At 67.4% G+C, this 24,208-nt stretch carries 8 protein-coding genes; 5 read left to right on the forward strand and 3 right to left on the reverse strand.

Translation table 11 applies throughout. From position 1 onward, the window contains the following. The first annotated feature begins 46 nt into the window (after positions 1-46). Complete coding sequence (locus AC23D6_RS18975; protein ID WP_487750751.1) at positions 47-169, forward strand: hypothetical protein; 123 nt, start codon at positions 47-49, stop codon at positions 167-169. A gap of 483 nt (positions 170-652) precedes the next feature. On the opposite strand, the gene AC23D6_RS18980 is transcribed toward AC23D6_RS18975, so the two are convergent. From AC23D6_RS18980 to AC23D6_RS18990, 3 genes are all read right to left on the reverse strand, one after another. Continuing rightward, positions 653-4,369, reverse strand: a complete 3,717-nt coding sequence (locus AC23D6_RS18980; RefSeq protein WP_487750752.1) for a TonB-dependent receptor — start codon at positions 4,367-4,369, stop codon at positions 653-655. A gap of 11 nt (positions 4,370-4,380) precedes the next feature. Then, on the reverse strand, positions 4,381-17,562 hold the full coding sequence (locus AC23D6_RS18985; protein WP_487750753.1) for an isopeptide-forming domain-containing fimbrial protein: 13,182 nt from the start codon (positions 17,560-17,562) through the stop codon (positions 4,381-4,383). Between the two features lie 351 nt (positions 17,563-17,913). Continuing rightward, positions 17,914-18,663, reverse strand: coding sequence for a GntR family transcriptional regulator (locus AC23D6_RS18990; RefSeq protein ID WP_487752686.1), 750 nt, complete (start codon positions 18,661-18,663; stop codon positions 17,914-17,916). A 125-nt stretch (positions 18,664-18,788) separates the two neighbouring features. Between AC23D6_RS18990 and zwf the strand changes: the two genes are divergently transcribed. The 4 genes from zwf (at position 18,789) to AC23D6_RS19010 (ending at position 23,805) form a co-directional block, all read left to right on the forward strand. Continuing rightward, the gene (zwf, locus tag AC23D6_RS18995; RefSeq protein ID WP_487750754.1) at positions 18,789-20,267 is read left to right on the forward strand and encodes a glucose-6-phosphate dehydrogenase; all 1,479 of its coding nucleotides are present in this window, start codon (positions 18,789-18,791) and stop codon (positions 20,265-20,267) included. Positions 20,268-20,355: 88 nt separating this feature from the next. Continuing rightward, complete coding sequence (gene pgl / locus AC23D6_RS19000; RefSeq protein ID WP_487750755.1) at positions 20,356-21,069, forward strand: 6-phosphogluconolactonase; 714 nt, start codon at positions 20,356-20,358, stop codon at positions 21,067-21,069. Between the two features lie 166 nt (positions 21,070-21,235). Then, complete coding sequence (locus AC23D6_RS19005; RefSeq protein ID WP_487750756.1) at positions 21,236-21,754, forward strand: c-type cytochrome; 519 nt, start codon at positions 21,236-21,238, stop codon at positions 21,752-21,754. A gap of 329 nt (positions 21,755-22,083) precedes the next feature. After that, positions 22,084-23,805 carry an ExeM/NucH family extracellular endonuclease gene (locus tag AC23D6_RS19010; RefSeq protein ID WP_487750757.1) on the forward strand — a complete coding sequence of 574 codons (1,722 nt, stop codon included), beginning with the start codon at positions 22,084-22,086 and terminating at the stop codon, positions 23,803-23,805. The last annotated feature ends 403 nt before the right edge of the window (positions 23,806-24,208 follow it).

Below are 24,208 nucleotides of genomic sequence, written 5' to 3' on the forward strand. Positions count from 1 at the left end.
ACGCAAGTCTAGCGAGCGCTCAGCGCCGCGCACGGATTCGCAAAACTTGGTAACGGCGATTATCGAACTGACGGTGCGTGTCGCCGACAATGTCGTGCGCTGCGTGCCGCGCTTCCACCGCGTGGAAAGCCGCGCCAGCGTGGAACGCAGCCGCTCTGCCCAACCCTGATATTTCATCTCGAACCCTTATCCCGGTTTTGGACGACCGCCCGTTTAAGCCATGGTCGTCACATTCCTGTGCTTGTTCGCGTACTGCACCGTATGCAGGACATGGAAGATCTGTCAGCGAACGCTCAGGCCTGCTCGCCCGTTCCGCCTCAGGGATAGTGGTTTTCGTGCGGCGCGGGGGCTTCGCGAATCGGGAGAAAGAAGAGGACCGAGGGGCGCGCGTACGTTTGGCGCCAGGTCAGGCGGTACGTTAGTAATGAAAATTACCGACGGTGGCGCTACGGCGCGGGACCCACCATCAAACGACGTCCGTACCGTCTGTAGGCATCACACACATCCCGGATCTGCCCGTGGATGAGTTCCACATTCCGCAGCGTGCTGCTGCGCTCTTTGCGTCGACGCCAATGCAAGGCCGGCGTGAGTATCCCCACGCCGGCAGAATCGTCGTGCGTCTGCCGCAGGCGCGACGCCAGCGACGCTAGCGTCAGTAAGTGCCAACGATGTTCAGGAACCAGCCGCGATGGTCGTAATCGAAATCGGTCAGGTCGTCGCTGAAATCGGTGAAGTTGTAGCCCACGCCGATGCGGAAGTTTTTGTTGAGGTCGCGGTCGAGACCAAGCAGTACGCCTTGCTTAGTGCCGCCATCCCTGACATCGAGCCACCGGTACTCGGCCAATGCATGCCACTGCGTGCGCAAGTCGTAACGTACCTGGACCGCACCGAACGTGGTGGCCGAATCCAGCCACGCACCCGTGCCGCGGCCCATGCGGACCTCGCCCTCGCGCCTGGCCAGCTTGCCGGCAAATTCCCAGTGCTGGTCGAGTTTGTAGACGCCTTCAAACGAGAGGATCTGCGACTTCTGGTCGTAATCCGCGCCCCCTAACTGCCCCAACGTCGCCAGGTCGTACAGATAGGTGTAACGGCCGAACAGGCCCCATCGCTGGTTGTTCCAGGGGCGGTAGGCGAAGCCGACATTGCCTTCGATGAACTTCGCGCTGGCCAATGGGTTGAGCTCGTCTTCGGTATCGGCGTAGTTCAGCCGAGCCGCGATGCGCCAGCTCTCATTGATCTTGTGCGTAAGGCGATTAGTGCTGACCCACTGCTCGCGCTGCTCGGCGCCGCGGTCTTCGCGCCATTCCAGCTTGCTCTGCCAGTCGGTGTCGGGCGAGGTGCGACCACCGGACACGCTGATGGCACGGCGGTCGACATTGCCCCCGTCCGTATTGGTCAGCTCGCCATCGGAGAGCGTGAAGCCCACGTTCCATCCCTGCGCTGGGTAGAAATCCAGGCCGAAGGTGTGCGCCAGGCCCGATTGGTTCGGTTCCTTCAGGAACTGGCTTTCGTTGTAGAGATTGACCTGGTTGGACAAGCGCCAGCGCTGGCCCAGTGTCCAGCCGTTCTGCGCGTTGCGCGTGAACAGCGAATCGTAAGCCGTGGTGTCGGTGGAGTACGTGTAGGCGCCGTACACCGAGTGCTCCGGGGTCAGGCGATGTTCTGCGTTCACCGTCGCCGCTTCACCACGATCGCCGGTGGTGACCTCGGCACCGACGGACGAGTTATCGCCATACAGGTACTTGCCGCCTAGGGTGAACGCGTCGTTGTCGGCGTACTGGCCGCCATCATCGTCCAGCGTGACCTGTGCCAGTCCGTACAGCTCCAGCGTGCTGCCGAAGCGCTGCAGGTACTTCATCGCGCCCAGGGTGCCGGTGGCGTCGGAGGATGTGCCCTCCGTATCGACCCGGCGCACTTCGGCGCTGAACGTACGGGCGTCGTCGAGGCGCCACTCCAGCGTCGCCTGGGTCTGCGTCAGCGATTCCGCACCGCTCTCTGCGCGGCTGTAGCGCGCGTACACGCCCAGGGCGGAGGTGAACTGTCCCTGCACTTCGGCACCGTACTCGGTGACCTCGCGGCCCGTGTCGTAGCGCGAGATCGAATAGCCTGCACTGGCGTTGCGCCACCACGCACCCATGCTCCAGTCCTGCGACGTCCAGCCGAGCTCCTTCAGGTTGGCGCGCGCTTCCAGCGCTTTGGCTTCGCCCTCGCGGCGCAGGGTGGTGTCGTTCTGCTGGACGAAGCTCAGACCGCCATTGTCGGAGAAGAACACGGGCGCCCCGAACGACTCGGTCTGCGCATACTCGGCCTTCAGGTAAGTGCCCTTGCCCGCCTGCAGCGTGACATCGCCCGCGGCCAGCGTGTAGTCCTGCCCGGCGCGGTTCTCCTGCACATAGGTCGCCCCCACGCCAACGTGGTTGCCGAACCAGTGCTTGCCACGGAAGCCGGCGCTGACATCGTCGGCATCGAAGCCCGACGGCACCCACTCGTAATCCACCAGCAGGCGCTGTTCGAAGCCGTCCAGGGGCGCATCGCGCGTGAGGGTGGGGATGTTCTCTCGGGTAATCTGCGCCAGCGGCCGCGTCAGCAGGATGCGGCCCTGCAGTTCGTCGATCTCGTAGTCGGCGCCGCGCTGCAGGACGATCCTGTTCTCGGCGCGCCCCGTGGTCAGATCGCGGATCTCCAGGGTGACGACGTCGGAGCCGGGCAGCAGGTCGGTATGGCGCAGGTAGTACAAGCTGCCGCCGGTGCCGATGAACTCGTTGTGGCCCGGCGCCGTTTCGGCCTGCGAGCCGAACATGCGCAGTTCGGTCCCCGGGTCGCCCCAGCGGTTGGTGGCCAGCGAACGCCAGTTGAGCGCGGCGCCGTACAGCGAGCGCTGGTACTGGGCGTATTCGGTGCCCGTGATTCCGGTGCTGTAGTTGCCCCACAGCGCCTGGTTCTTGTCCCAATCCACGCGCAGGTAGAACCGCCCCATCGTGTCCACGTCGCGGTACGTCGTGGAATCGTCGCCGTAGACCGGGTAGTAGAGGTCCGGATCCAGGCGACGGAACACGTCTTGCGGGTCGGCCTGGGTGAAACCATTGAAGAGGCGGTCCAGGTCGCGCTCGGTCGTGTCGGCTTGCGCGGTCAGCAGGTACTTGCCCCGCAGCTTGGCCTTCCCATAGAACGCCAGACGGCCGTCACTGATCACGTCATCCTGATAGCGGGCGTCGTTCGCGAACGGCGCGCCGGCCCCGCTGGTCTTGTTCTGGGCAATCGTCACGTCGGCCAGGCCCACGCCGAAGAAATAGCGCCCGGTGACGTCGACATCCAGCGTGTGCGACGCCGTCGCTTCGCCACCCGCCAGACCGCCCAGGCCCAGCTGGAACTGGTGACGGCCGACCGGCACCAGGAACTCGGCGGCGAATTTGCGCTCCTGATCCACCGGGTACGTCTCGCCGTTGATGGTCAGCGATGCCGATGGCGGGATGTTGCGGCCCTGGATGCGGATACGCGAGCCGTACATGGGAATGTTCTGCTGACGCAGCCCGTTCGCGGCAAACGCGTTTTCCACCAGGCTCTGGGTCTGCGCCTGCTCAGCGGTCAGTGCCGTACCCAAGGTGCGTTCGACCGATGTACGCAACTGGTTCATGCCACGCTCGACGTCCTCCGGCGATACCAGCTGGAGCGTGCGTGGATGCGTTTCGTCGAAGGCGCCATCCTTGCCGTAGGCGCGCAGGACGTACACGAGTTCGTCGCCCTTGCGGAAGCGATAGCGATCGGGCAGTGCGCCGTCCCACGTCGTGTTCGACACGGCCGCCACGTCGAGCGGCAGGGAGGCGATAGGCTCGATCAGGTCGCCATCGCTGCTGCGATACAACGTGATCTCCATCCGGTCGATGAACGCGGGGTAGTTGCCACGCACGTAGAACTGTACCGGCGTGGTGATACGGGCGCCGTCGAAGGCCACGATGGAAGGCGCGGACACGGACAGTTCCGGCTGGCCCAGCGTGGGGTCTTCGGTCGCCCAGATCACGCCACCGCCCGGCAGGTCGATGGAGAACTTGCCCATCGCCGTCGCCTTGCCGGGCTGCTCCATCGCCACGGTCACCCGGCGGTCGGGCTGCAGGGCCTCGGAGGAGGAGGCTTGGCTCGTCCCCTTCGTCACCGGCTTGTCGTAGCTGCGCGTGCGCAGGCGGAACAAGAGGCCTTCTTCGCCGGTGCAGCGCTCGCCATCGCAATCGACCGGCGCAGCCGTGCCGTCGGCGCGGTCCTGCTGCGCCTGCGAAGGCGCCGTCGCCGTCTGGGCGCCGGCCATCGGCGCCGCGCCCGCCAGCAGGCTGATCAGGGTGTAGTCCAGCAGTTTCATCTTCATACGCTTCTTCATGACACGCCCCCTCACTTCCGTACGCCGACAGGGGCTGTCGGATCGTTGCTGGCTTCCACCCGAACCTTGGCACGCACCTCCGGACTCAAACGTTTGGCGAGCGCTTCGTAAACCGCCTTGGCGCGACGCATGCCCAGGGCGACGTTGTAGGCATGGGACGCCCGCACGTCGGTGTGGCCGACGATGGCGATGCTGCCCCCGCCCATCTTTTCCAGTGCCGCGGCCACCTTGTCGAGCAACGGCTCGAAGACCGGCTTGATCGCGGACTTGTCGGTATCGAACAGCACGGTGCCGAGCAGCGCGCCGCCTTCATCCACACCGACGATCATCGAGCTGGGGTCGTCGACTGTCCCGCGCACGCTGACCACCAGTCCCTTGGCGGAAGCGGTATCGAGCGTGGCCAGCAGGGCCGCCTTGACCGCGTTCGCACGGTCGAACGCCAGGCCTTCGTTGTCGCCGTTGGCGTGAATGACGACTTCGCCGCCTTGGTACTCGCGCACCTTGGCTGCCATCGCCTCGACTACCGGCAGATACTTCTCCCGTACTTCTGCGCTGCCGGGGGCGAAGAACACTTCGCCCATCTCCAGTTCGACCTGCTTCGTTCCGCCTTCGATGACCTGCTCGGGCAGCTTGACGCCCCAGTCGAAGCGGACGGGCACGCCGGGCGTGATCCGGCGAAGCAGCGGGTTGTCGGTGGTGAACTCGGCACCCGCGGGCAGGGTGGAGGGGTCGACCTTCAGGATGAAGTTGCGACCACGCTCCCACGCACCGCCCGGCACGCCGGCCAAGTGATAGCGGCCGAACTGGTCGGTCTCGATCAGCAGGCCTTCCACCGATGCGATACGCACACCCGGTATACCACGCTCGTCGATGCCGGCGTTGCGGATGACGTAGTCCACCACGTAACCGTCTTCGGACTGGGCCACGCGGCGTTCCACCGTGGGCGCCGCCGCGGTCAAGCCCTTCGCCGCGTCGCCAGACGTCTCCAGGCGAGTGATTCCGGCCGCATCCATGCGTACGGTGACGCCTTGTGCGGTCGTCAGCACGAAGTCGTCGGTGAAGGCCGCTTCGCGCAGGCGCTGGCGGATGACCACTTCGTGGTCCTCGACCGGATCGGCCACCGACTGGCGCCCGCTGATCTCGCCCACGGCGATGCCGTGCAAGAGAGGCGAGCTCGCATCGGGCTCCGGTTGCGGACCGGCACCGCGATCCACGGTGGTGGAGTTGGCGATGTAGGCCGCTGGAGCGAAGCCACCCTGCACCTTCACGCCACTCAGTGCGGCGCTGTCTTGCCAGCCGTCGCTGTCGCGGTCGTTGAAGACCGTGCCGAACACGAGGCTGTCATCCAGCAGCGGATCCGCTATCAGTTGGACCTCGGCCGTGGCGATGTTGGAGATCGGGTCGTCCGTGGCAGAACGTACTTGTGCCTGGTTGACATGGGTGCCCGGACGCACGCCCGCACCCACCCGCATCGCGTAGACCAAGGTGGCGCTCTGGCCCGGGGCGACATCCACCCCGTCGAAGCGCAGCGGATTGCCGCCAGCCACCGTCGCCATACCATCGGCATCGTTGGCCAGCAGCGAGCCTTCGACGTAGCTGAAGCCTACGGCGGGCGTGTCGACCACGCTGCCGTTGATCAGCGCCACGCTGCCGACGTTCTGCACGGTCAGCGTGTACCGCACGAGGTCGCCGATGCGGACTTCGCGGCTGCCCGCGGTCTTGGTCAGGCGGATCTCGGGTGCATCCAGCTCATGCTCCGTGCTGCAGGTCGTGCAGACCGGCGTTTCGCCACCGCCGCCGGAGGCGGTCACCTGGTTGCCGACTATGGCCCCAGCGTTCTCGTTGACGATGGCATCGTAGGTCAGCGGATGAACGCCGGTGGACGTGCCCGCCGGCAGGCGGCAGGTCAGCAGGGTGCCGTCGAACGCGCAGCCCGCTGGCAACGCGCCCAGGGTCAAGCCACGGTCCGGGGTATCCACCAGCACCAGCTCCTGGGTCAATGCGGAGCCGGCGACGTCCACGGCGAGCGTGTAGCGGACCGTCTGACCCACCTGGACCTGCGCGCCGTTGCCCGGATCGGACGACTTCGACACCACCACGCGCGGCGCGGCGACAGGCGTTTCGGTGGTGCAACCGCCCGAGCAGGTCGGCGCATCGTCGCCCGCTCCCACCACGGCGTTGTTCACCGTGCCGCGAGCCTGCGGGTTCACGGTGGCCGTGTAGGTCACCGTATACGTGCCCGGCACGGTGCCGGCCGGCAGGGTGAACGTCAGCACCGGCGCACCGCTGGTGTTGGCCGCGTACAGGCCACCGTTGGTCACGGCGCCGAAGGTCAGGCCCGCGCCCAGCGTGTCGGTCAGCACCAGATCCCCGGTGGTGACGGCGTTGACGACCGTTGTGGTCAGCGTGTAAGTGACGGTATCGCCCACGCGGACCTCGGCCTGGCCGGCCGGCAGCGCCGCGGACTTGGCATACGTCACCAAGGGCGGCAGCGGCTCGGTGACCGGAGTTTCGGTAGTGCAGGTGCCTGCACAGGTCGGGGCGTCATCGCCGGTACCGACCACCGCGTTCCTCACGGTCCCCGTCGCCTGATCGTTGACGATGGCCGTATAGGTGAGCGAGTAGGTACCCGGTGCAGTCCCTGAAGGCAACGTACACACGAGCGGGTTTGCGGTACCACACGAGAAGTTGCCGGCAGACACGGCTCCCAGCGTCAGGCCGGTTCCCAGGGTGTCGGTAAGGGTCAGTAGCGCAGTGGTACTCGAGTTCCCAATGGTGGCCGTCAGGGTGTAGGTCAGCGTATCGCCTGCCGAAACCTCAGTCTGGCCAACCGGCAACTCGACCGACTTGCTGTAGCTCACTGCAGGCGCCGTCACCGGCGTGCTGGTGCCGCAGTTCGTCGTGCAGGTCGCGTTGGTGCCGACCACGGCGTTGTCCACCGTGCCCACGGCCTGGTCATTCACCGTCGCCGTGTAGGTCACCGTGTAGGTGCCCGGCAGCGTGCCCACCGGCAGCGTGCACACCAGCGGGTTGGTGCTGTTGCAGGTGTACGCACCGGCATTGGTCACCGCACCGAACGTCAGGCCCGTGCCCAGCGTGTCGGTCAGCGTCGTCACCGACGTGGTCTGCGAGTTCGCCACCACCGTCGTCAGCGTGTAGGTGATCGTGTCACCCACCGCCACCGGACCGGTCGTGCTGGCCGACTTGCTGTAGCTCACCGCAGGCGCCGTCACCGGCGTGCTGGTGCCGCAGTTCGTCGTGCAGGTCGCGTTGGTGCCGACCACGGCGTTGTCCACCGTGCCCACGGCCTGGTCATTCACCGTCGCCGTGTAGGTCACCGTGTAGGTGCCCGGCAGCGTGCCCACCGGCAGCGTGCACACCAGCGGGTTGGTGCTGTTGCAGGTGTACGCACCGGCATTGGTCACCGCACCGAACGTCAGGCCCGTGCCCAGCGTGTCGGTCAGCGTCGTCACCGACGTGGTCTGCGAGTTCGCCACCACCGTCGTCAGCGTGTAGGTGATCGTGTCACCCACCGCCACCGGACCGGTCGTGCTGGCCGACTTGCTGTAGCTCACCGCAGGCGCCGTCACCGGCGTGCTGGTGCCGCAGTTCGTCGTGCAGGTCGCGTTGGTGCCGACCACGGCGTTGTCCACCGTGCCCACGGCCTGGTCATTCACCGTCGCCGTGTAGGTCACCGTGTAGGTGCCCGGCAGCGTGCCCACCGGCAGCGTGCACACCAGCGGGTTGGTGCTGTTGCAGGTGTACGCACCGGCATTGGTCACCGCACCGAACGTCAGGCCCGTGCCCAGCGTGTCGGTCAGCGTCGTCACCGACGTGGTCTGCGAGTTCGCCACCACCGTCGTCAGCGTGTAGGTGATCGTGTCACCCACCGCCACCGGACCGGTCGTGCTGGCCGACTTGCTGTAGCTCACCGCAGGCGCCGTCACCGGCGTGCTGGTGCCGCAGTTCGTCGTGCAGGTCGCGTTGGTGCCGACCACGGCGTTGTCCACCGTGCCCACGGCCTGGTCATTCACCGTCGCCGTGTAGGTCACCGTGTAGGTGCCCGGCAGCGTGCCCACCGGCAGCGTGCACACCAGCGGGTTGGTGCTGTTGCAGGTGTACGCACCGGCATTGGTCACCGCACCGAACGTCAGGCCCGTGCCCAGCGTGTCGGTCAGCGTCGTCACCGACGTGGTCTGCGAGTTCGCCACCACCGTCGTCAGCGTGTAGGTGATCGTGTCACCCACCGCCACCGGACCGGTCGTGCTGGCCGACTTGCTGTAGCTCACCGCAGGCGCCGTCACCGGCGTGCTGGTGCCGCAGTTCGTCGTGCAGGTCGCGTTGGTGCCGACCACGGCGTTGTCCACCGTGCCCACGGCCTGGTCATTCACCGTCGCCGTGTAGGTCACCGTGTAGGTGCCCGGCAGCGTGCCCACCGGCAGCGTGCACACCAGCGGGTTGGTGCTGTTGCAGGTGTACGCACCGGCATTGGTCACCGCACCGAACGTCAGGCCCGTGCCCAGCGTGTCGGTCAGCGTCGTCACCGACGTGGTCTGCGAGTTCGCCACCACCGTCGTCAGCGTGTAGGTGATCGTGTCACCCACCGCCACCGGACCGGTCGTGCTGGCCGACTTGCTGTAGCTCACCGCAGGCGCCGTCACCGGCGTGCTGGTGCCGCAGTTCGTCGTGCAGGTCGCGTTGGTGCCGACCACGGCGTTGTCCACCGTGCCCACGGCCTGGTCATTCACCGTCGCCGTGTAGGTCACCGTGTAGGTGCCCGGCAGCGTGCCCACCGGCAGCGTGCACACCAGCGGGTTGGTGCTGTTGCAGGTGTACGCACCGGCATTGGTCACCGCACCGAACGTCAGGCCCGTGCCCAGCGTGTCGGTCAGCGTCGTCACCGACGTGGTCTGCGAGTTCGCCACCACCGTCGTCAGCGTGTAGGTGATCGTGTCACCCACCGCCACCGGACCGGTCGTGCTGGCCGACTTGCTGTAGCTCACCGCAGGCGCCGTCACCGGCGTGCTGGTGCCGCAGTTCGTCGTGCAGGTCGCGTTGGTGCCGACCACGGCGTTGTCCACCGTGCCCACGGCCTGGTCATTCACCGTCGCCGTGTAGGTCACCGTGTAGGTGCCCGGCAGCGTGCCCACCGGCAGCGTGCACACCAGCGGGTTGGTGCTGTTGCAGGTGTACGCACCGGCATTGGTCACCGCACCGAACGTCAGGCCCGTGCCCAGCGTGTCGGTCAGCGTCGTCACCGACGTGGTCTGCGAGTTCGCCACCACCGTCGTCAGCGTGTAGGTGATCGTGTCACCCACCGCCACCGGACCGGTCGTGCTGGCCGACTTGCTGTAGCTCACCGCAGGCGCCGTCACCGGCGTGCTGGTGCCGCAGTTCGTCGTGCAGGTCGCGTTGGTGCCGACCACGGCGTTGTCCACCGTGCCCACGGCCTGGTCATTCACCGTCGCCGTGTAGGTCACCGTGTAGGTGCCCGGCAGCGTGCCCACCGGCAGCGTGCACACCAGCGGGTTGGTGCTGTTGCAGGTGTACGCACCGGCATTGGTCACCGCACCGAACGTCAGGCCCGTGCCCAGCGTGTCGGTCAGCGTCGTCACCGACGTGGTCTGCGAGTTCGCCACCACCGTCGTCAGCGTGTAGGTGATCGTGTCACCCACCGCCACCGGACCGGTCGTGCTGGCCGACTTGCTGTAGCTCACCGCAGGCGCCGTCACCGGCGTGCTGGTGCCGCAGTTCGTCGTGCAGGTCGCGTTGGTGCCGACCACGGCGTTGTCCACCGTGCCCACGGCCTGGTCATTCACCGTCGCCGTGTAGGTCACCGTGTAGGTGCCCGGCAGCGTGCCCACCGGCAGCGTGCACACCAGCGGGTTGGTGCTGTTGCAGGTGTACGCACCGGCATTGGTCACCGCACCGAACGTCAGGCCCGTGCCCAGCGTGTCGGTCAGCGTCGTCACCGACGTGGTCTGCGAGTTCGCCACCACCGTCGTCAGCGTGTAGGTGATCGTGTCACCCACCGCCACCGGACCGGTCGTGCTGGCCGACTTGCTGTAGCTCACCGCAGGCGCCGTCACCGGCGTGCTGGTGCCGCAGTTCGTCGTGCAGGTCGCGTTGGTGCCGACCACGGCGTTGTCCACCGTGCCCACGGCCTGGTCATTCACCGTCGCCGTGTAGGTCACCGTGTAGGTGCCCGGCAGCGTGCCCACCGGCAGCGTGCACACCAGCGGGTTGGTGCTGTTGCAGGTGTACGCACCGGCATTGGTCACCGCACCGAACGTCAGGCCCGTGCCCAGCGTGTCGGTCAGCGTCGTCACCGACGTGGTCTGCGAGTTCGCCACCACCGTCGTCAGCGTGTAGGTGATCGTGTCACCCACCGCCACCGGACCGGTCGTGCTGGCCGACTTGCTGTAGCTCACCGCAGGCGCCGTCACCGGCGTGCTGGTGCCGCAGTTCGTCGTGCAGGTCGCGTTGGTGCCGACCACGGCGTTGTCCACCGTGCCCACGGCCTGGTCATTCACCGTCGCCGTGTAGGTCACCGTGTAGGTGCCCGGCAGCGTGCCCACCGGCAGCGTGCACACCAGCGGGTTGGTGCTGTTGCAGGTGTACGCACCGGCATTGGTCACCGCACCGAACGTCAGGCCCGTGCCCAGCGTGTCGGTCAGCGTCGTCACCGACGTGGTCTGCGAGTTCGCCACCACCGTCGTCAGCGTGTAGGTGATCGTGTCACCCACCGCCACCGGACCGGTCGTGCTGGCCGACTTGCTGTAGCTCACCGCAGGCGCCGTCACCGGCGTGCTGGTGCCGCAGTTCGTCGTGCAGGTCGCGTTGGTGCCGACCACGGCGTTGTCCACCGTGCCCACGGCCTGGTCATTCACCGTCGCCGTGTAGGTCACCGTGTAGGTGCCCGGCAGCGTGCCCACCGGCAGCGTGCACACCAGCGGGTTGGTGCTGTTGCAGGTGTACGCACCGGCATTGGTCACCGCACCGAACGTCAGGCCCGTGCCCAGCGTGTCGGTCAGCGTCGTCACCGACGTGGTCTGCGAGTTCGCCACCACCGTCGTCAGCGTGTAGGTGATCGTGTCACCCACCGCCACCGGACCGGTCGTGCTGGCCGACTTGCTGTAGCTCACCGCAGGCGCCGTCACCGGCGTGCTGGTGCCGCAGTTCGTCGTGCAGGTCGCGTTGGTGCCGACCACGGCGTTGTCCACCGTGCCCACGGCCTGGTCATTCACCGTCGCCGTGTAGGTCACCGTGTAGGTGCCCGGCAGCGTGCCCACCGGCAGCGTGCACACCAGCGGGTTGGTGCTGTTGCAGGTGTACGCACCGGCATTGGTCACCGCACCGAACGTCAGGCCCGTGCCCAGCGTGTCGGTCAGCGTCGTCACCGACGTGGTCTGCGAGTTCGCCACCACCGTCGTCAGCGTGTAGGTGATCGTGTCACCCACCGCCACCGGACCGGTCGTGCTGGCCGACTTGCTGTAGCTCACCGCAGGCGCCGTCACCGGCGTGCTGGTGCCGCAGTTCGTCGTGCAGGTCGCGTTGGTGCCGACCACGGCGTTGTCCACCGTGCCCACGGCCTGGTCATTCACCGTCGCCGTGTAGGTCACCGTGTAGGTGCCCGGCAGCGTGCCCACCGGCAGCGTGCACACCAGCGGGTTGGTGCTGTTGCAGGTGTACGCACCGGCATTGGTCACCGCACCGAACGTCAGGCCCGTGCCCAGCGTGTCGGTCAGCGTCGTCACCGACGTGGTCTGCGAGTTCGCCACCACCGTCGTCAGCGTGTAGGTGATCGTGTCACCCACCGCCACCGGACCGGTCGTGCTGGCCGACTTGCTGTAGCTCACCGCAGGCGCCGTCACCGGCGTGCTGGTGCCGCAGTTCGTCGTGCAGGTCGCGTTGGTGCCGACCACGGCGTTGTCCACCGTGCCCACGGCCTGGTCATTCACCGTCGCCGTGTAGGTCACCGTGTAGGTGCCCGGCAGCGTGCCCACCGGCAGCGTGCACACCAGCGGGTTGGTGCTGTTGCAGGTGTACGCACCGGCATTGGTCACCGCACCGAACGTCAGGCCCGTGCCCAGCGTGTCGGTCAGCGTCGTCACCGACGTGGTCTGCGAGTTCGCCACCACCGTCGTCAGCGTGTAGGTGATCGTGTCACCCACCGCCACCGGACCGGTCGTGCTGGCCGACTTGCTGTAGCTCACCGCAGGCGCCGTCACCGGCGTGCTGGTGCCGCAGTTCGTCGTGCAGGTCGCGTTGGTGCCGACCACGGCGTTGTCCACCGTGCCCACGGCCTGGTCATTCACCGTCGCCGTGTAGGTCACCGTGTAGGTGCCCGGCAGCGTGCCCACCGGCAGCGTGCACACCAGCGGGTTGGTGCTGTTGCAGGTGTACGCACCGGCATTGGTCACCGCACCGAACGTCAGGCCCGTGCCCAGCGTGTCGGTCAGCGTCGTCACCGACGTGGTCTGCGAGTTCGCCACCACCGTCGTCAGCGTGTAGGTGATCGTGTCACCCACCGCCACCGGACCGGTCGTGCTGGCCGACTTGCTGTAGCTCACCGCAGGCGCCGTCACCGGCGTGCTGGTGCCGCAGTTCGTCGTGCAGGTCGCGTTGGTGCCGACCACGGCGTTGTCCACCGTGCCCACGGCCTGGTCATTCACCGTCGCCGTGTAGGTCACCGTGTAGGTGCCCGGCAGCGTGCCCACCGGCAGCGTGCACACCAGCGGGTTGGTGCTGTTGCAGGTGTACGCACCGGCATTGGTCACCGCACCGAACGTCAGGCCCGTGCCCAGCGTGTCGGTCAGCGTCGTCACCGACGTGGTCTGCGAGTTCGCCACCACCGTCGTCAGCGTGTAGGTGATCGTGTCACCCACCGCCACCGGACCGGTCGTGCTGGCCGACTTGCTGTAGCTCACCGCAGGCGCCGTCACCGGCGTGCTGGTGCCGCAGTTCGTCGTGCAGGTCGCGTTGGTGCCGACCACGGCGTTGTCCACCGTGCCCACGGCCTGGTCATTCACCGTCGCCGTGTAGGTCACCGTGTAGGTGCCCGGCAGCGTGCCCACCGGCAGCGTGCACACCAGCGGGTTGGTGCTGTTGCAGGTGTACGCACCGGCATTGGTCACCGCACCGAACGTCAGGCCCGTGCCCAGCGTGTCGGTCAGCGTCGTCACCGACGTGGTCTGCGAGTTCGCCACCACCGTCGTCAGCGTGTAGGTGATCGTGTCACCCACCGCCACCGGACCGGTCGTGCTGGCCGACTTGCTGTAGCTCACCGCAGGCGCCGTCACCGGCGTGCTGGTGCCGCAGTTCGTCGTGCAGGTCGCGTTGGTGCCGACCACGGCGTTGTCCACCGTGCCCACGGCCTGGTCATTCACCGTCGCCGTGTAGGTCACCGTGTAGGTGCCCGGCAGCGTGCCCACCGGCAGCGTGCACACCAGCGGGTTGGTGCTGTTGCAGGTGTACGCACCGGCATTGGTCACCGCACCGAACGTCAGGCCCGTGCCCAGCGTGTCGGTCAGCGTCGTCACCGACGTGGTCTGCGAGTTCGCCACCACCGTCGTCAGCGTGTAGGTGATCGTGTCACCCACCGCCACCGGACCGGTCGTGCTGGCCGACTTGCTGTAGCTCACCGCAGGCGCCGTCACCGGCGTGCTGGTGCCGCAGTTCGTCGTGCAGGTCGCGTTGGTGCCGACCACGGCGTTGTCCACCGTGCCCACGGCCTGGTCATTCACCGTCGCCGTGTAGGTCACCGTGTAGGTGCCCGGCAGCGTGCCCACCGGCAGCGTGCACACCAGCGGGTTGGTGCTGTTGCAGGTGTACGCACCGGCATTGGTCACCGCACCGAACGTCAGGCCCGTGCCCAGCGTGTCGGTCAGCGTCGTCACCGACGTGGTCTGCGAGTTCGCCACCACCGTCGTCAGCGTGTAGGTGATCGTGTCACCCACCGCCACCGGACCGGTCGTGCTGGCCGACTTGCTGTAGCTCACCGCAGGCGCCGTCACCGGCGTGCTGGTGCCGCAGTTCGTCGTGCAGGTCGCGTTGGTGCCGACCACGGCGTTGTCCACCGTGCCCACGGCCTGGTCATTCACCGTCGCCGTGTAGGTCACCGTGTAGGTGCCCGGCAGCGTGCCCACCGGCAGCGTGCACACCAGCGGGTTGGTGCTGTTGCAGGTGTACGCACCGGCATTGGTCACCGCACCGAACGTCAGGCCCGTGCCCAGCGTGTCGGTCAGCGTCGTCACCGACGTGGTCTGCGAGTTCGCCACCACCGTCGTCAGCGTGTAGGTGATCGTGTCACCCACCGCCACCGGACCGGTCGTGCTGGCCGACTTGCTGTAGCTCACCGCAGGCGCCGTCACCGGCGTGCTGGTGCCGCAGTTCGTCGTGCAGGTCGCGTTGGTGCCGACCACGGCGTTGTCCACCGTGCCCACGGCCTGGTCATTCACCGTCGCCGTGTAGGTCACCGTGTAGGTGCCCGGCAGCGTGCCCACCGGCAGCGTGCACACCAGCGGGTTGGTGCTGTTGCAGGTGTACGCACCGGCATTGGTCACCGCACCGAACGTCAGGCCCGTGCCCAGCGTGTCGGTCAGCGTCGTCACCGACGTGGTCTGCGAGTTCGCCACCACCGTCGTCAGCGTGTAGGTGATCGTGTCACCCACCGCCACCGGACCGGTCGTGCTGGCCGACTTGCTGTAGCTCACCGCAGGCGCCGTCACCGGCGTGCTGGTGCCGCAGTTCGTCGTGCAGGTCGCGTTGGTGCCGACCACGGCGTTGTCCACCGTGCCCACGGCCTGGTCATTCACCGTCGCCGTGTAGGTCACCGTGTAGGTGCCCGGCAGCGTGCCCACCGGCAGCGTGCACACCAGCGGGTTGGTGCTGTTGCAGGTGTACGCACCGGCATTGGTCACCGCACCGAACGTCAGGCCCGTGCCCAGCGTGTCGGTCAGCGTCGTCACCGACGTGGTCTGCGAGTTCGCCACCACCGTCGTCAGCGTGTAGGTGATCGTGTCACCCACCGCCACCGGACCGGTCGTGCTGGCCGACTTGCTGTAGCTCACCGCAGGCGCCGTCACCGGCGTGCTGGTGCCGCAGTTCGTCGTGCAGGTCGCGTTGGTGCCGACCACGGCGTTGTCCACCGTGCCCACGGCCTGGTCATTCACCGTCGCCGTGTAGGTCACCGTGTAGGTGCCCGGCAGCGTGCCCACCGGCAGCGTGCACACCAGCGGGTTGGTGCTGTTGCAGGTGTACGCACCGGCATTGGTCACCGCACCGAACGTCAGGCCCGTGCCCAGCGTGTCGGTCAGCGTCGTCACCGACGTGGTCTGCGAGTTCGCCACCACCGTCGTCAGCGTGTAGGTGATCGTGTCACCCACCGCCACCGGACCGGTCGTGCTGGCCGACTTGCTGTAGCTCACCGCAGGCGCCGTCACCGGCGTGCTGGTGCCGCAGTTCGTCGTGCAGGTCGCGTTGGTGCCGACCACGGCGTTGTCCACCGTGCCCACGGCCTGGTCATTCACCGTCGCCGTGTAGGTCACCGTGTAGGTGCCCGGCAGCGTGCCCACCGGCAGCGTGCACACCAGCGGGTTGGTGCTGTTGCAGGTGTACGCACCGGCATTGGTCACCGCACCGAACGTCAGGCCCGTGCCCAGCGTGTCGGTCAGCGTCGTCACCGACGTGGTCTGCGAGTTCGCCACCACCGTCGTCAGCGTGTAGGTGATCGTGTCACCCACCGCCACCGGACCGGTCGTGCTGGCCGACTTGCTGTAGCTCACCGCAGGCGCGACGAACGTGTTCGTGATACTGCAGGTCGCATTGGCGCCATTGGTCAACGTCAACTGGTCGGCAACCAACACGCCCGCGTCGCAGCTCCATGTGCTCGCGGTATAGGCGTTATTAGCGGAGCCACCGGTTTCGGCGAGCGTATAGGTGCCCGCGCTGACAGACACGGCCGTAACGCCGCCGGCACCACTGACAGGTGTCGGGCCTGTGGCGGACAACGTCCAATCGCTTGGCACACCCGGACCACCGGAGACGTTCTTGACCAGCGTCAGCGTCGCGGCCTGGTCATTGTTGGTGATCGAGCAGCTCGCGCTCTGGCCATTGGCCAGGGTCAGCTGGTTGCCGGACAAGGTTCCGGCCGTGCAGCTCCAGCTGCCCGCGGCGTAACCGGCCGCCGTCACTTCCGACAGCGTGTACACGCCGGCGTCGACCGACGCATTGGTCACCGCGGCCGTACCCGACACACCGGTGATCGTGGTCGGGCCGGTCGCCGTCAACGGGAAGTTGCTGACCGTGGCGGTGCCGCCGTTGTCATTGATGACCGTCTTGACCAGCGTCAGCGTCGCGGCCTGATCGTTGTTGGTGATCGAGCAGTTCGCGCTCTGGCCATTGGCCAGCGTCAGCTGGTTGCCCGAGAGCGTGCCAGCCGTGCAGCTCCACGAACCCGCGGCATAACCGGCGGCCGTCACTTCCGACAGCGTGTACACACCGGCGTCGACCGACGTATTCGTCACTGCGGCAGTGCCGCTAATGCCGGTGATCGTGGTCGGACCGGTCGCCGTCAGCGGGAAGTTGCTGACCGTGGCGGTGCCGCCGTTGTCATTGATGACCGTCTTGATCAGCGTCAGCGTGGCAGGCTGGTCATTATTGACGAGCACGCAGGTAGCAACGTCATTGCCAATCAGGTCGATCGTGTTGCTGGTGACTGCGTCGTCGCCATTCTTTACGCACCTCCAGGTGTCGGCTGTGTACCCGGCCGTCCCTCCCGTTTCGGACAAGGTGTAGGTGCCGGTAGGAACGGGCGCGTTGGTGACGGTCGCCGTGCCCGTTGCACCCGAAATGGTGGTGGAGGCGCCCGTTGCCACCAGCGTCCATGCGCTGGCTGCCGCCGTTCCGCCGTTGTCGTTGATGACCTGCTTGACCAGCGTCAACCGGGGCAGTGCCAGCACACTGACGGTCGCTGTCGACGTGTTGTTCGCCGGATTGCTGTCGACCACCGTGGCGCCAGGAGGCAGCGCGATCGTCGCGGTGTTCTGGACCGAAGTCTGTGCGTGGGCAGGCGCAAGGATCGCCATGGCGAGCGACAGCAAACCGGAGGCGGTCGCCACGTGGCGGCGGCCGGAGGCCGCTTTGAAGAGATGGGTCAGGCCGAGCACGGTGGTCCCTTGCGACTGGATCAAAAAAAACCAGCCCGGGACTGCCTCCCCCAAGGCTGTCTTGAAGTTGCTGCCCTTCGTCCACGCCGCAGCGCGGGCGAATCAACGGGTCAGAGTCACAGTTCGCGTCCGTGTGGTTAAAGCGGACATAAGTCCAGATAAATCGTGACGGTTACCCCAATTCACGCCATGTTAACGTCAATTTAATGACAGCATCAACTACATGTATGTACATGATCGCACCAATTCAGTGAGAAGCGTCAAGTATTTGGCGTGATGTCCGACGAAACGACGCGCAAAGAAACGCCCGCTACACAGGCGGGGTAGCGGGATTCGTCTCAGGGAGGTGCAAATGGGGTCGCAAGGACCCAGGGATCAGTCGCTCTGTAACTCGGCGACGAAGTCGTACGCGTCGCCGCGATAGTAGGAGCGGGTGGACTCGACCACCCGGCCGTCTTCCAAGAAGGCGCGCCGCTCCACCAGCAGACCCGGGGCACCTACGGGTAGATCGAGGTGGCGGGCCGCTTCTTCATCCAGGGCCACGGCGCGCAGGCGCTGCAACGCCCGCTTGGGCCGGTGGCCGTAGGCGTCCAGCGCCTCGTAGAGCGAGGTCGTCACGCTCTCCGGGTCAGGCAGCAAAACATAAGGAACGAGGGTGCGCTCGATGGCGATCGGGGCGCCGTCCACGTGACGGAGGCGGTACATGCGCACGACCCCGCTGCCGGGCGACAGGTTCAGGGCCATCGACTCTTCGGGCGTGACCTCGCCCACCGTGCGCTCGAGGAACTTCACCTGCGGGTTCAACCCGCGCTCGCGCAGGTCGTCGGTGAAGCTGGTCAGCCGTGAGAACTGTCGCAGGATCCGCTCGGCCACGAAGGTGCCGGCACCTTGGCGCTGCACGAGCAGACCACTTTCGATCAACCCGGCCAGCGCCTTGCGAATGGTCACCCGCGACAGGTCCAGCAACTGGGCCAAGTCGCGTTCGCTGGGAAGCGCCTGCCCCGGCCGCAGTACGCCGGCATCCATCAGGTTCTGCAGCGCGCGGCGCAGGCGCAGGTAGGCCACTGCCCGAGTGGACTCCCCGGTTTGCAGACGCTGGTATTCCTCGAGCAGGTTCTTTTGCATGGAAAGCAAAATACCAGTGCCGTACCAATACCGCAACAATGCCTTCACGTACCGGACCTGTTGGCATCGCGTGGTACCCCGGTGGTATTGTGACCGCTCTTTCCCCTGCTGCGCCGAGATACGCCGTGACCGCGAAGACCTTACCCGTCGACACCTTCGATCTCGTCATCTTCGGCGGCACCGGCGACCTGGCATTGCGCAAGCTGCTGCCTGGCTTGCTGCGTCGCTATGCCGATGGCCAGATCCCCGAGGACAGCCGGATTATCGGCGTGGCCCGCGACAAGCAGGGCGATGCCGAATATCGGGCCAAGGTCGGCGAGGCACTCGCTCGCATCGCGGCCGGCGACGACACCCTGAAAGCCAGGCTGCCCGCGTTCCTGGAGAAGCTGGGCTATCTGGCGCTGGACGCCACCAAGGACGAAGGCTGGGACGAGTTTGCCAGCCGCCTGCAGACCACCGGCGACCGCATCCGTGTGTTCTATCTGTCCACCAGCCCCACGCTGTTCGTGAACATCTGCGATCGCCTGCGCGCGCACGGGTTGAACACCGGCAACGCCCGCGTGGTGATCGAGAAGCCGATCGGCCACGACTCGGCCAGCGCCGCGGTCATCAACGACGCCGTCGGCAGCGCCTTCGCCGAAAGCCAGATCTTCCGCATCGACCACTACCTGGGCAAAGAGACCGTCCAGAACCTGCTGGCGCTGCGCTTCGCCAACATCCTGTTCGAACCGCTGTGGAACGCCAGCCGGATCGACCACGTGCAGATCACCGTGGCCGAGACCGTCGGCCTGGAGAAGCGCGCCGGCTACTACGACACCTCCGGCGCGCTGCGCGACATGGTCCAGAACCACCTGCTGCAGCTGTTGTGCATGGTGGCGATGGAACCGCCGGCCGCCCTGCAGGCCGATGCGGTGCGCGACGAGAAGCTGAAGGTCCTGCGCTCGCTCAAGCCCATCCGCGGCGAAGACGTGGGCCACCTGTCCGTGCGCGGCCAGTACCGTGCCGGCGCCAGCAGCGGTGCCGCCGTGCCGGGCTATCTGGAAGAACTCGGCAAGCCCGATTCGCGCACCGAAACCTTCGTGGCGCTGAAGGCCGAGGTCGACAACTGGCGCTGGGCCGGCGTGCCGTTCTACCTGCGCACCGGCAAGCGCTTGGCCGAGCGCGTCTCGGAGATCGTCATCGCGTTCAAGCAGATCCCGCACTCCATCTTCGACGACAGCGCCGGCCCGGTGATGGGCAACAAGCTGGTGCTGCGCCTGCAGCCGGACGAAGGCGTGAAACTCTGGATCATGATCAAGGACCCGGGCCCGGGCGGCCTGCGCCTGCAGCATGTGCCGCTGGACATGAGCTTCGCCGAGGCCTTCGGCGTGCACCAGCCGGAAGCCTACGAGCGCCTGCTGATGGACGTGGTCCGCGGCAACCAGACCCTCTTCATGCGTCGTGACGAAGTCGAGGCCGCATGGGCCTGGATCGACCCGATCCTGGCCGCGTGGGAGGCCGGGCGCGAAACACCCAAGGCCTACACCGCCGGCTCGTGGGGTCCCAGCGCCGCCGTCGCCCTGGTCGAACGCGACGGCCGCACCTGGCACGAAGACACCGTCTGACGTCGCCGGCCCCGCCTTGCGGGGCCTTCACCCGGCACCCCAAGCCGGCCTGCCTTCCCCCGGGAAGCCCCCACTCCCGAGTCGCCCCATGCCCCCCACCGATCTCTCGCTGCAGATCCAGCTGCATCCGTTCCCGGACGGCGACGCCGTCGCCCAGGCGCTGGCCCAGGCCGTCGCCGACGACCTGCGCGCGGCCTTGGCCCTGCGCGGACAGGCCGCTGTCGCCCTGTCCGGCGGCACCACGCCGCGCCGCTTCCTGCAGGCCCTGTCCGGGCAGGCGCTGGACTGGGCGAACGTCACCGTCACCCTGGTCGACGAACGCTGGGTCGACGAGGGCCACGAGCGCTCCAACGCCCGTCTGGTAAAGGACTACCTGCTGCAGGACGCCGCGGCCAGCGCCCGCTTCGTCCCCCTGTACCGGGCTGCCGCCACCCCGGAGGAGGCCCTGTCCGAGGTCGCCTCTGCACTGCCGGCTTCGCTCGATGTCGCCGTGCTCGGCATGGGCGGCGACGGCCACACCGCCTCGTTCTTCCCCGGCGGCGACCGCCTGGCCGAGGCGATGGACCCGGATACCGACGCCACCGTACTGCCGATGCGCGCGCCCGGCGCGGGCGAGCCCCGCATCACCCTGACCCTGCCGGTGCTGCGCGATGCCGGCCGCCTGTACCTGCACATCGAAGGCGCCGAGAAGCGGCAGGTGTTGCAGCAGGCGCTGTCCGGCCAGGGCGCGGGCGCCGGTTACCCGATCCGGGGCGTACTGCAGGCCTTGCACGCACCGCTGCAGGTGTATCTGGCGCAGTGAGCCGGACGCGCCGGTGTTGAGGCAAGGATGGCCTCACTGCTTATAATGTGCCCTTGCCCGCGGCGTTCCAGCGCCCGGTCCCGCCTGGATCGCGCGTCGCGCGGACCGTCGGCCCCCGTTTTCGTAGCCATGCACGGCCCCGCGGCCGTGCTGCCAAAGGTGGAAAGTGCGTAACTACGACCTCGAATTCCTCAAGCATTTCTCGATGGTGATCGGCTTCCTGGTGCTGGTCACCGGTGGCCTGATCGTCGGCGCGCACTTCCTGCACGGCGCGATTCCGCCGGAAGTGAACCCGAAGACCGCCCAGATCACCGAGGGCCGCATCGCGCCGGCCGGCGCCGTGTACGCCGGTGAAACCGGTGCCGCGGCCCAGGCCGCCGCCGCGGCCGCCGCCCAGGCCGCCGCTGCTTCGCAGGTCGCCTATGGCGGCACCACCGACGGCAGCGTGATCTATCAGAACCTCTGCGGCGCCTGCCACACCAACGGCGTGGGCAAGGCCCCCACCCTGACCGCCGCCGGCATGGGCGCGCGCGCCAGCAAGGGCAAGGACACCCTGTACAAGCACGCCATCGAAGGCTTCACCGGTCCTGACGGCGGCATCATGCCCCCGAAGGGCGGCAACCCGGCCCTGACCGACGAACAGGTGCACGCCACCGTCGACTGGATGCTGGCCAACATCAAGTAAGGCTTCGCGCCTTCCGCAGAAACGCCGCCTCCGGGCGGCGTTTTTGTTTGTGCGAAAAAGCTTCGCGGACGTTCCCTTCTCCCCGCCTGCGGGGAGAAGGTGCCCAGAGGGCGGATGAGGGGCAAAACGGAGTTCCATTCCCACGGTCGAACGCTGCCCCGCAACGTTCGGGACATCGCGGTCTCGATGCCGCCGCGGCGCCGTCGCCCCTCACCCGCCCTCCGGGCACCCTCTCCCCGCACGCGGGGCGAGGGGAACACGTGGGCACCGCATCGCCCGTCACCCAATCCGTTTACCCTTGCCGCCTCGCTCGCCCGGTTCGATCACTGATGACGTCTCCCCGCTCGCTGCTCACGCTCGCCCTGCTCGCCTCCTTCGCCCTGCCCGGCTGCGCGGCCACGCCGAAGGAACGCATCGTGCCGATCGGCGACGTGCAGGGCGAGGGCGCCCGCAGCCCGCTGGACGGGCAGACCGTCACCGTCGAAGGCGTCGTCACCGCGGCCTTCGCCGACCTGGGCGGCGTCTTCGTGCAGGACGCCGGCGACGGCAAGGCGACGACGTCCGACGCGCTGTTCGTCGCCTTCGAAGACGGCACGCCCGCCCCGGTTCTCACGGCGGGCGACCGCATCCGCGTGCGCGGCATCGTCGGCGAGCGCAAGGCCGGCGGCGACGACACGCTGACGGCGCTGCACGCCCCCGTGGTCCAGTCGCGCGGCACCGGCCGCATCGCGCCCGCCGTGCTGACCGCCCAGCCCGCCGACTGGGAACGCTACGAAGGCATGCTCGCGCGCATCGACGCGCCGCTCACGCTGAGCGGTACCGATGCGCTGGGCCGTTTCGGCGAACTCACCACCAGCTTCGGTGGCCGCTTGTGGCAACCCAGCGAAGTCGCCGCGCCCGGTAGCGGCGAGGCCAAGCGCCTCGCCGCCGACAACGCGCGCCGCACCCTGGTGCTGGACGACGGCAGCGCCAAGCGCGACCCCGCCACCGTCTGGTACGTGAAGAAGGGCCAGCCGCTGCGCACCGGCACCGTGCTGAGCGGCGCGCAGGGCATTGTCGATGCACGCCACGGCGGTTGGCGTCTGCAGCTCACCGTGGCTCCGACGATCGCCGCACCGGAACGCCCGGCTGCACCGCAGGTCGCCGGCAACGTGCGCATCGCCGCGTTCAATCTTGAAAACCTGTTCAACGGCGACGGCCAGGGCGGTGGCTTCCCCACCGAACGCGGCGCCAAGACCGCGGCGCAGTACCAGGCGCAGGTGCAGAAACTGGTCGGCACCATCCGCGGGCTCGATCCCGACATCGCCGCGCTGATGGAACTGGAGAACGACGGCTACGGCGCCGACTCCAGCCTCGCCCAACTCGTCGCTGCGTTGAACGCCGGCGGCGGCACGTGGCGCTTCATCGATGCGAAGCAGGGCCCCGGCCCCGACACCATCCGCGTCGGCATCATCTATCGCAGCGACAAGGTGACGCCCACCGGCAAGCCCGCCACGCTGGAAGCCGGCCCGTTCGGCGAACGCAGCCGCAGCCCGCTGGCGCAGGCGTTCGTTCGCGGCAACGGCATGCCCTTCGTCGTGGTCGCCAACCACTTCAAGTCGAAGGGCTGCTCCGAAGCCACCGGCCTGGACGCCGACCAGAAAGACGGCGCCGGCTGCTGGAACGCGCTGCGCCTGGATTCGGCGCAGCGTCTCGATGCGTGGCTGAAGACCGATCCCACCCGCACCCGCAGCGACCGCCTCGTCATGCTCGGCGATTTCAACGCTTATGCGATGGAAGCGCCGGTACGCTGGCTGCGCGACGACGCCGGCTGGGTGGATGCGTTCAAGCAGGCCGGCATCAAGCAGCCCTACAGCTACGTCTACAGCGGCCTCAGCGGCCGCCTCGACCACGCCCTGCTCAGCCCGTCCTTGGCGAAGCAGCTGCGCGGCGCGGCCGAGTGGCACATCAACGCCGACGAACAGGACGCGCAGGGCTACGCCGATGGCGATCCCGCCGTGCCCTACCGCAGCTCGGACCACGACCCGCTGCTGCTGGGCTTCGATCTGTAGGCGATGGCGGCACCCCGGTAGGCCGGGTTTGCGCCCACTTATGCCTGCGATCCTGCCCGGTTGCGAAGGCGGGCCAGGGCCTGACCTGCGCGCTGGAACGACGATACGTTGATGTGAGACCGCGCACCGTGGAGGTGCGCCGGCGAAGCATGCAGGTGCGGTCACGCAGCTCTACTGTGCGATGACGAAGAAAATTTCTCCGTGCACGCAGTTCCGAAGTCCGACGACGGACGAAGTTTCTGTGACGCCGAGGCTTTGAGGTGAGATGACGGAGCTTTCATGTGCGATGACGAAGCTTTCCGCTGCGACGGCGGAGCTTTCATGTGAGATGCCGCACCTCGAAGGTGCGTCGCCGGAGCAAAAAACAGCGACCGCGCAGCCCCGAGCCGCGATGACGAAGAAA

The sequence above is a fragment of the Pseudoxanthomonas sp. G3 genome, assembly GCF_057654715.1.

What these genes read in the sequence shown, in the direction of transcription:
- AC23D6_RS18990 (WP_487752686.1), bottom strand. Translation starts at nt 18,663, where the DNA reads ATGCAAAAGAACCTGCTCGAGGAATACCAGCGTCTGCAAACCGGGGAG.
- AC23D6_RS19010 (WP_487750757.1), top strand. Translation starts at nt 22,084, where the DNA reads ATGACGTCTCCCCGCTCGCTGCTCACGCTCGCCCTGCTCGCCTCCTTC.
- AC23D6_RS18980 (WP_487750752.1), bottom strand. Translation starts at nt 4,369, where the DNA reads ATGAAGAAGCGTATGAAGATGAAACTGCTGGACTACACCCTGATCAGC.
- pgl (WP_487750755.1), top strand. Translation starts at nt 20,356, where the DNA reads ATGCCCCCCACCGATCTCTCGCTGCAGATCCAGCTGCATCCGTTCCCG.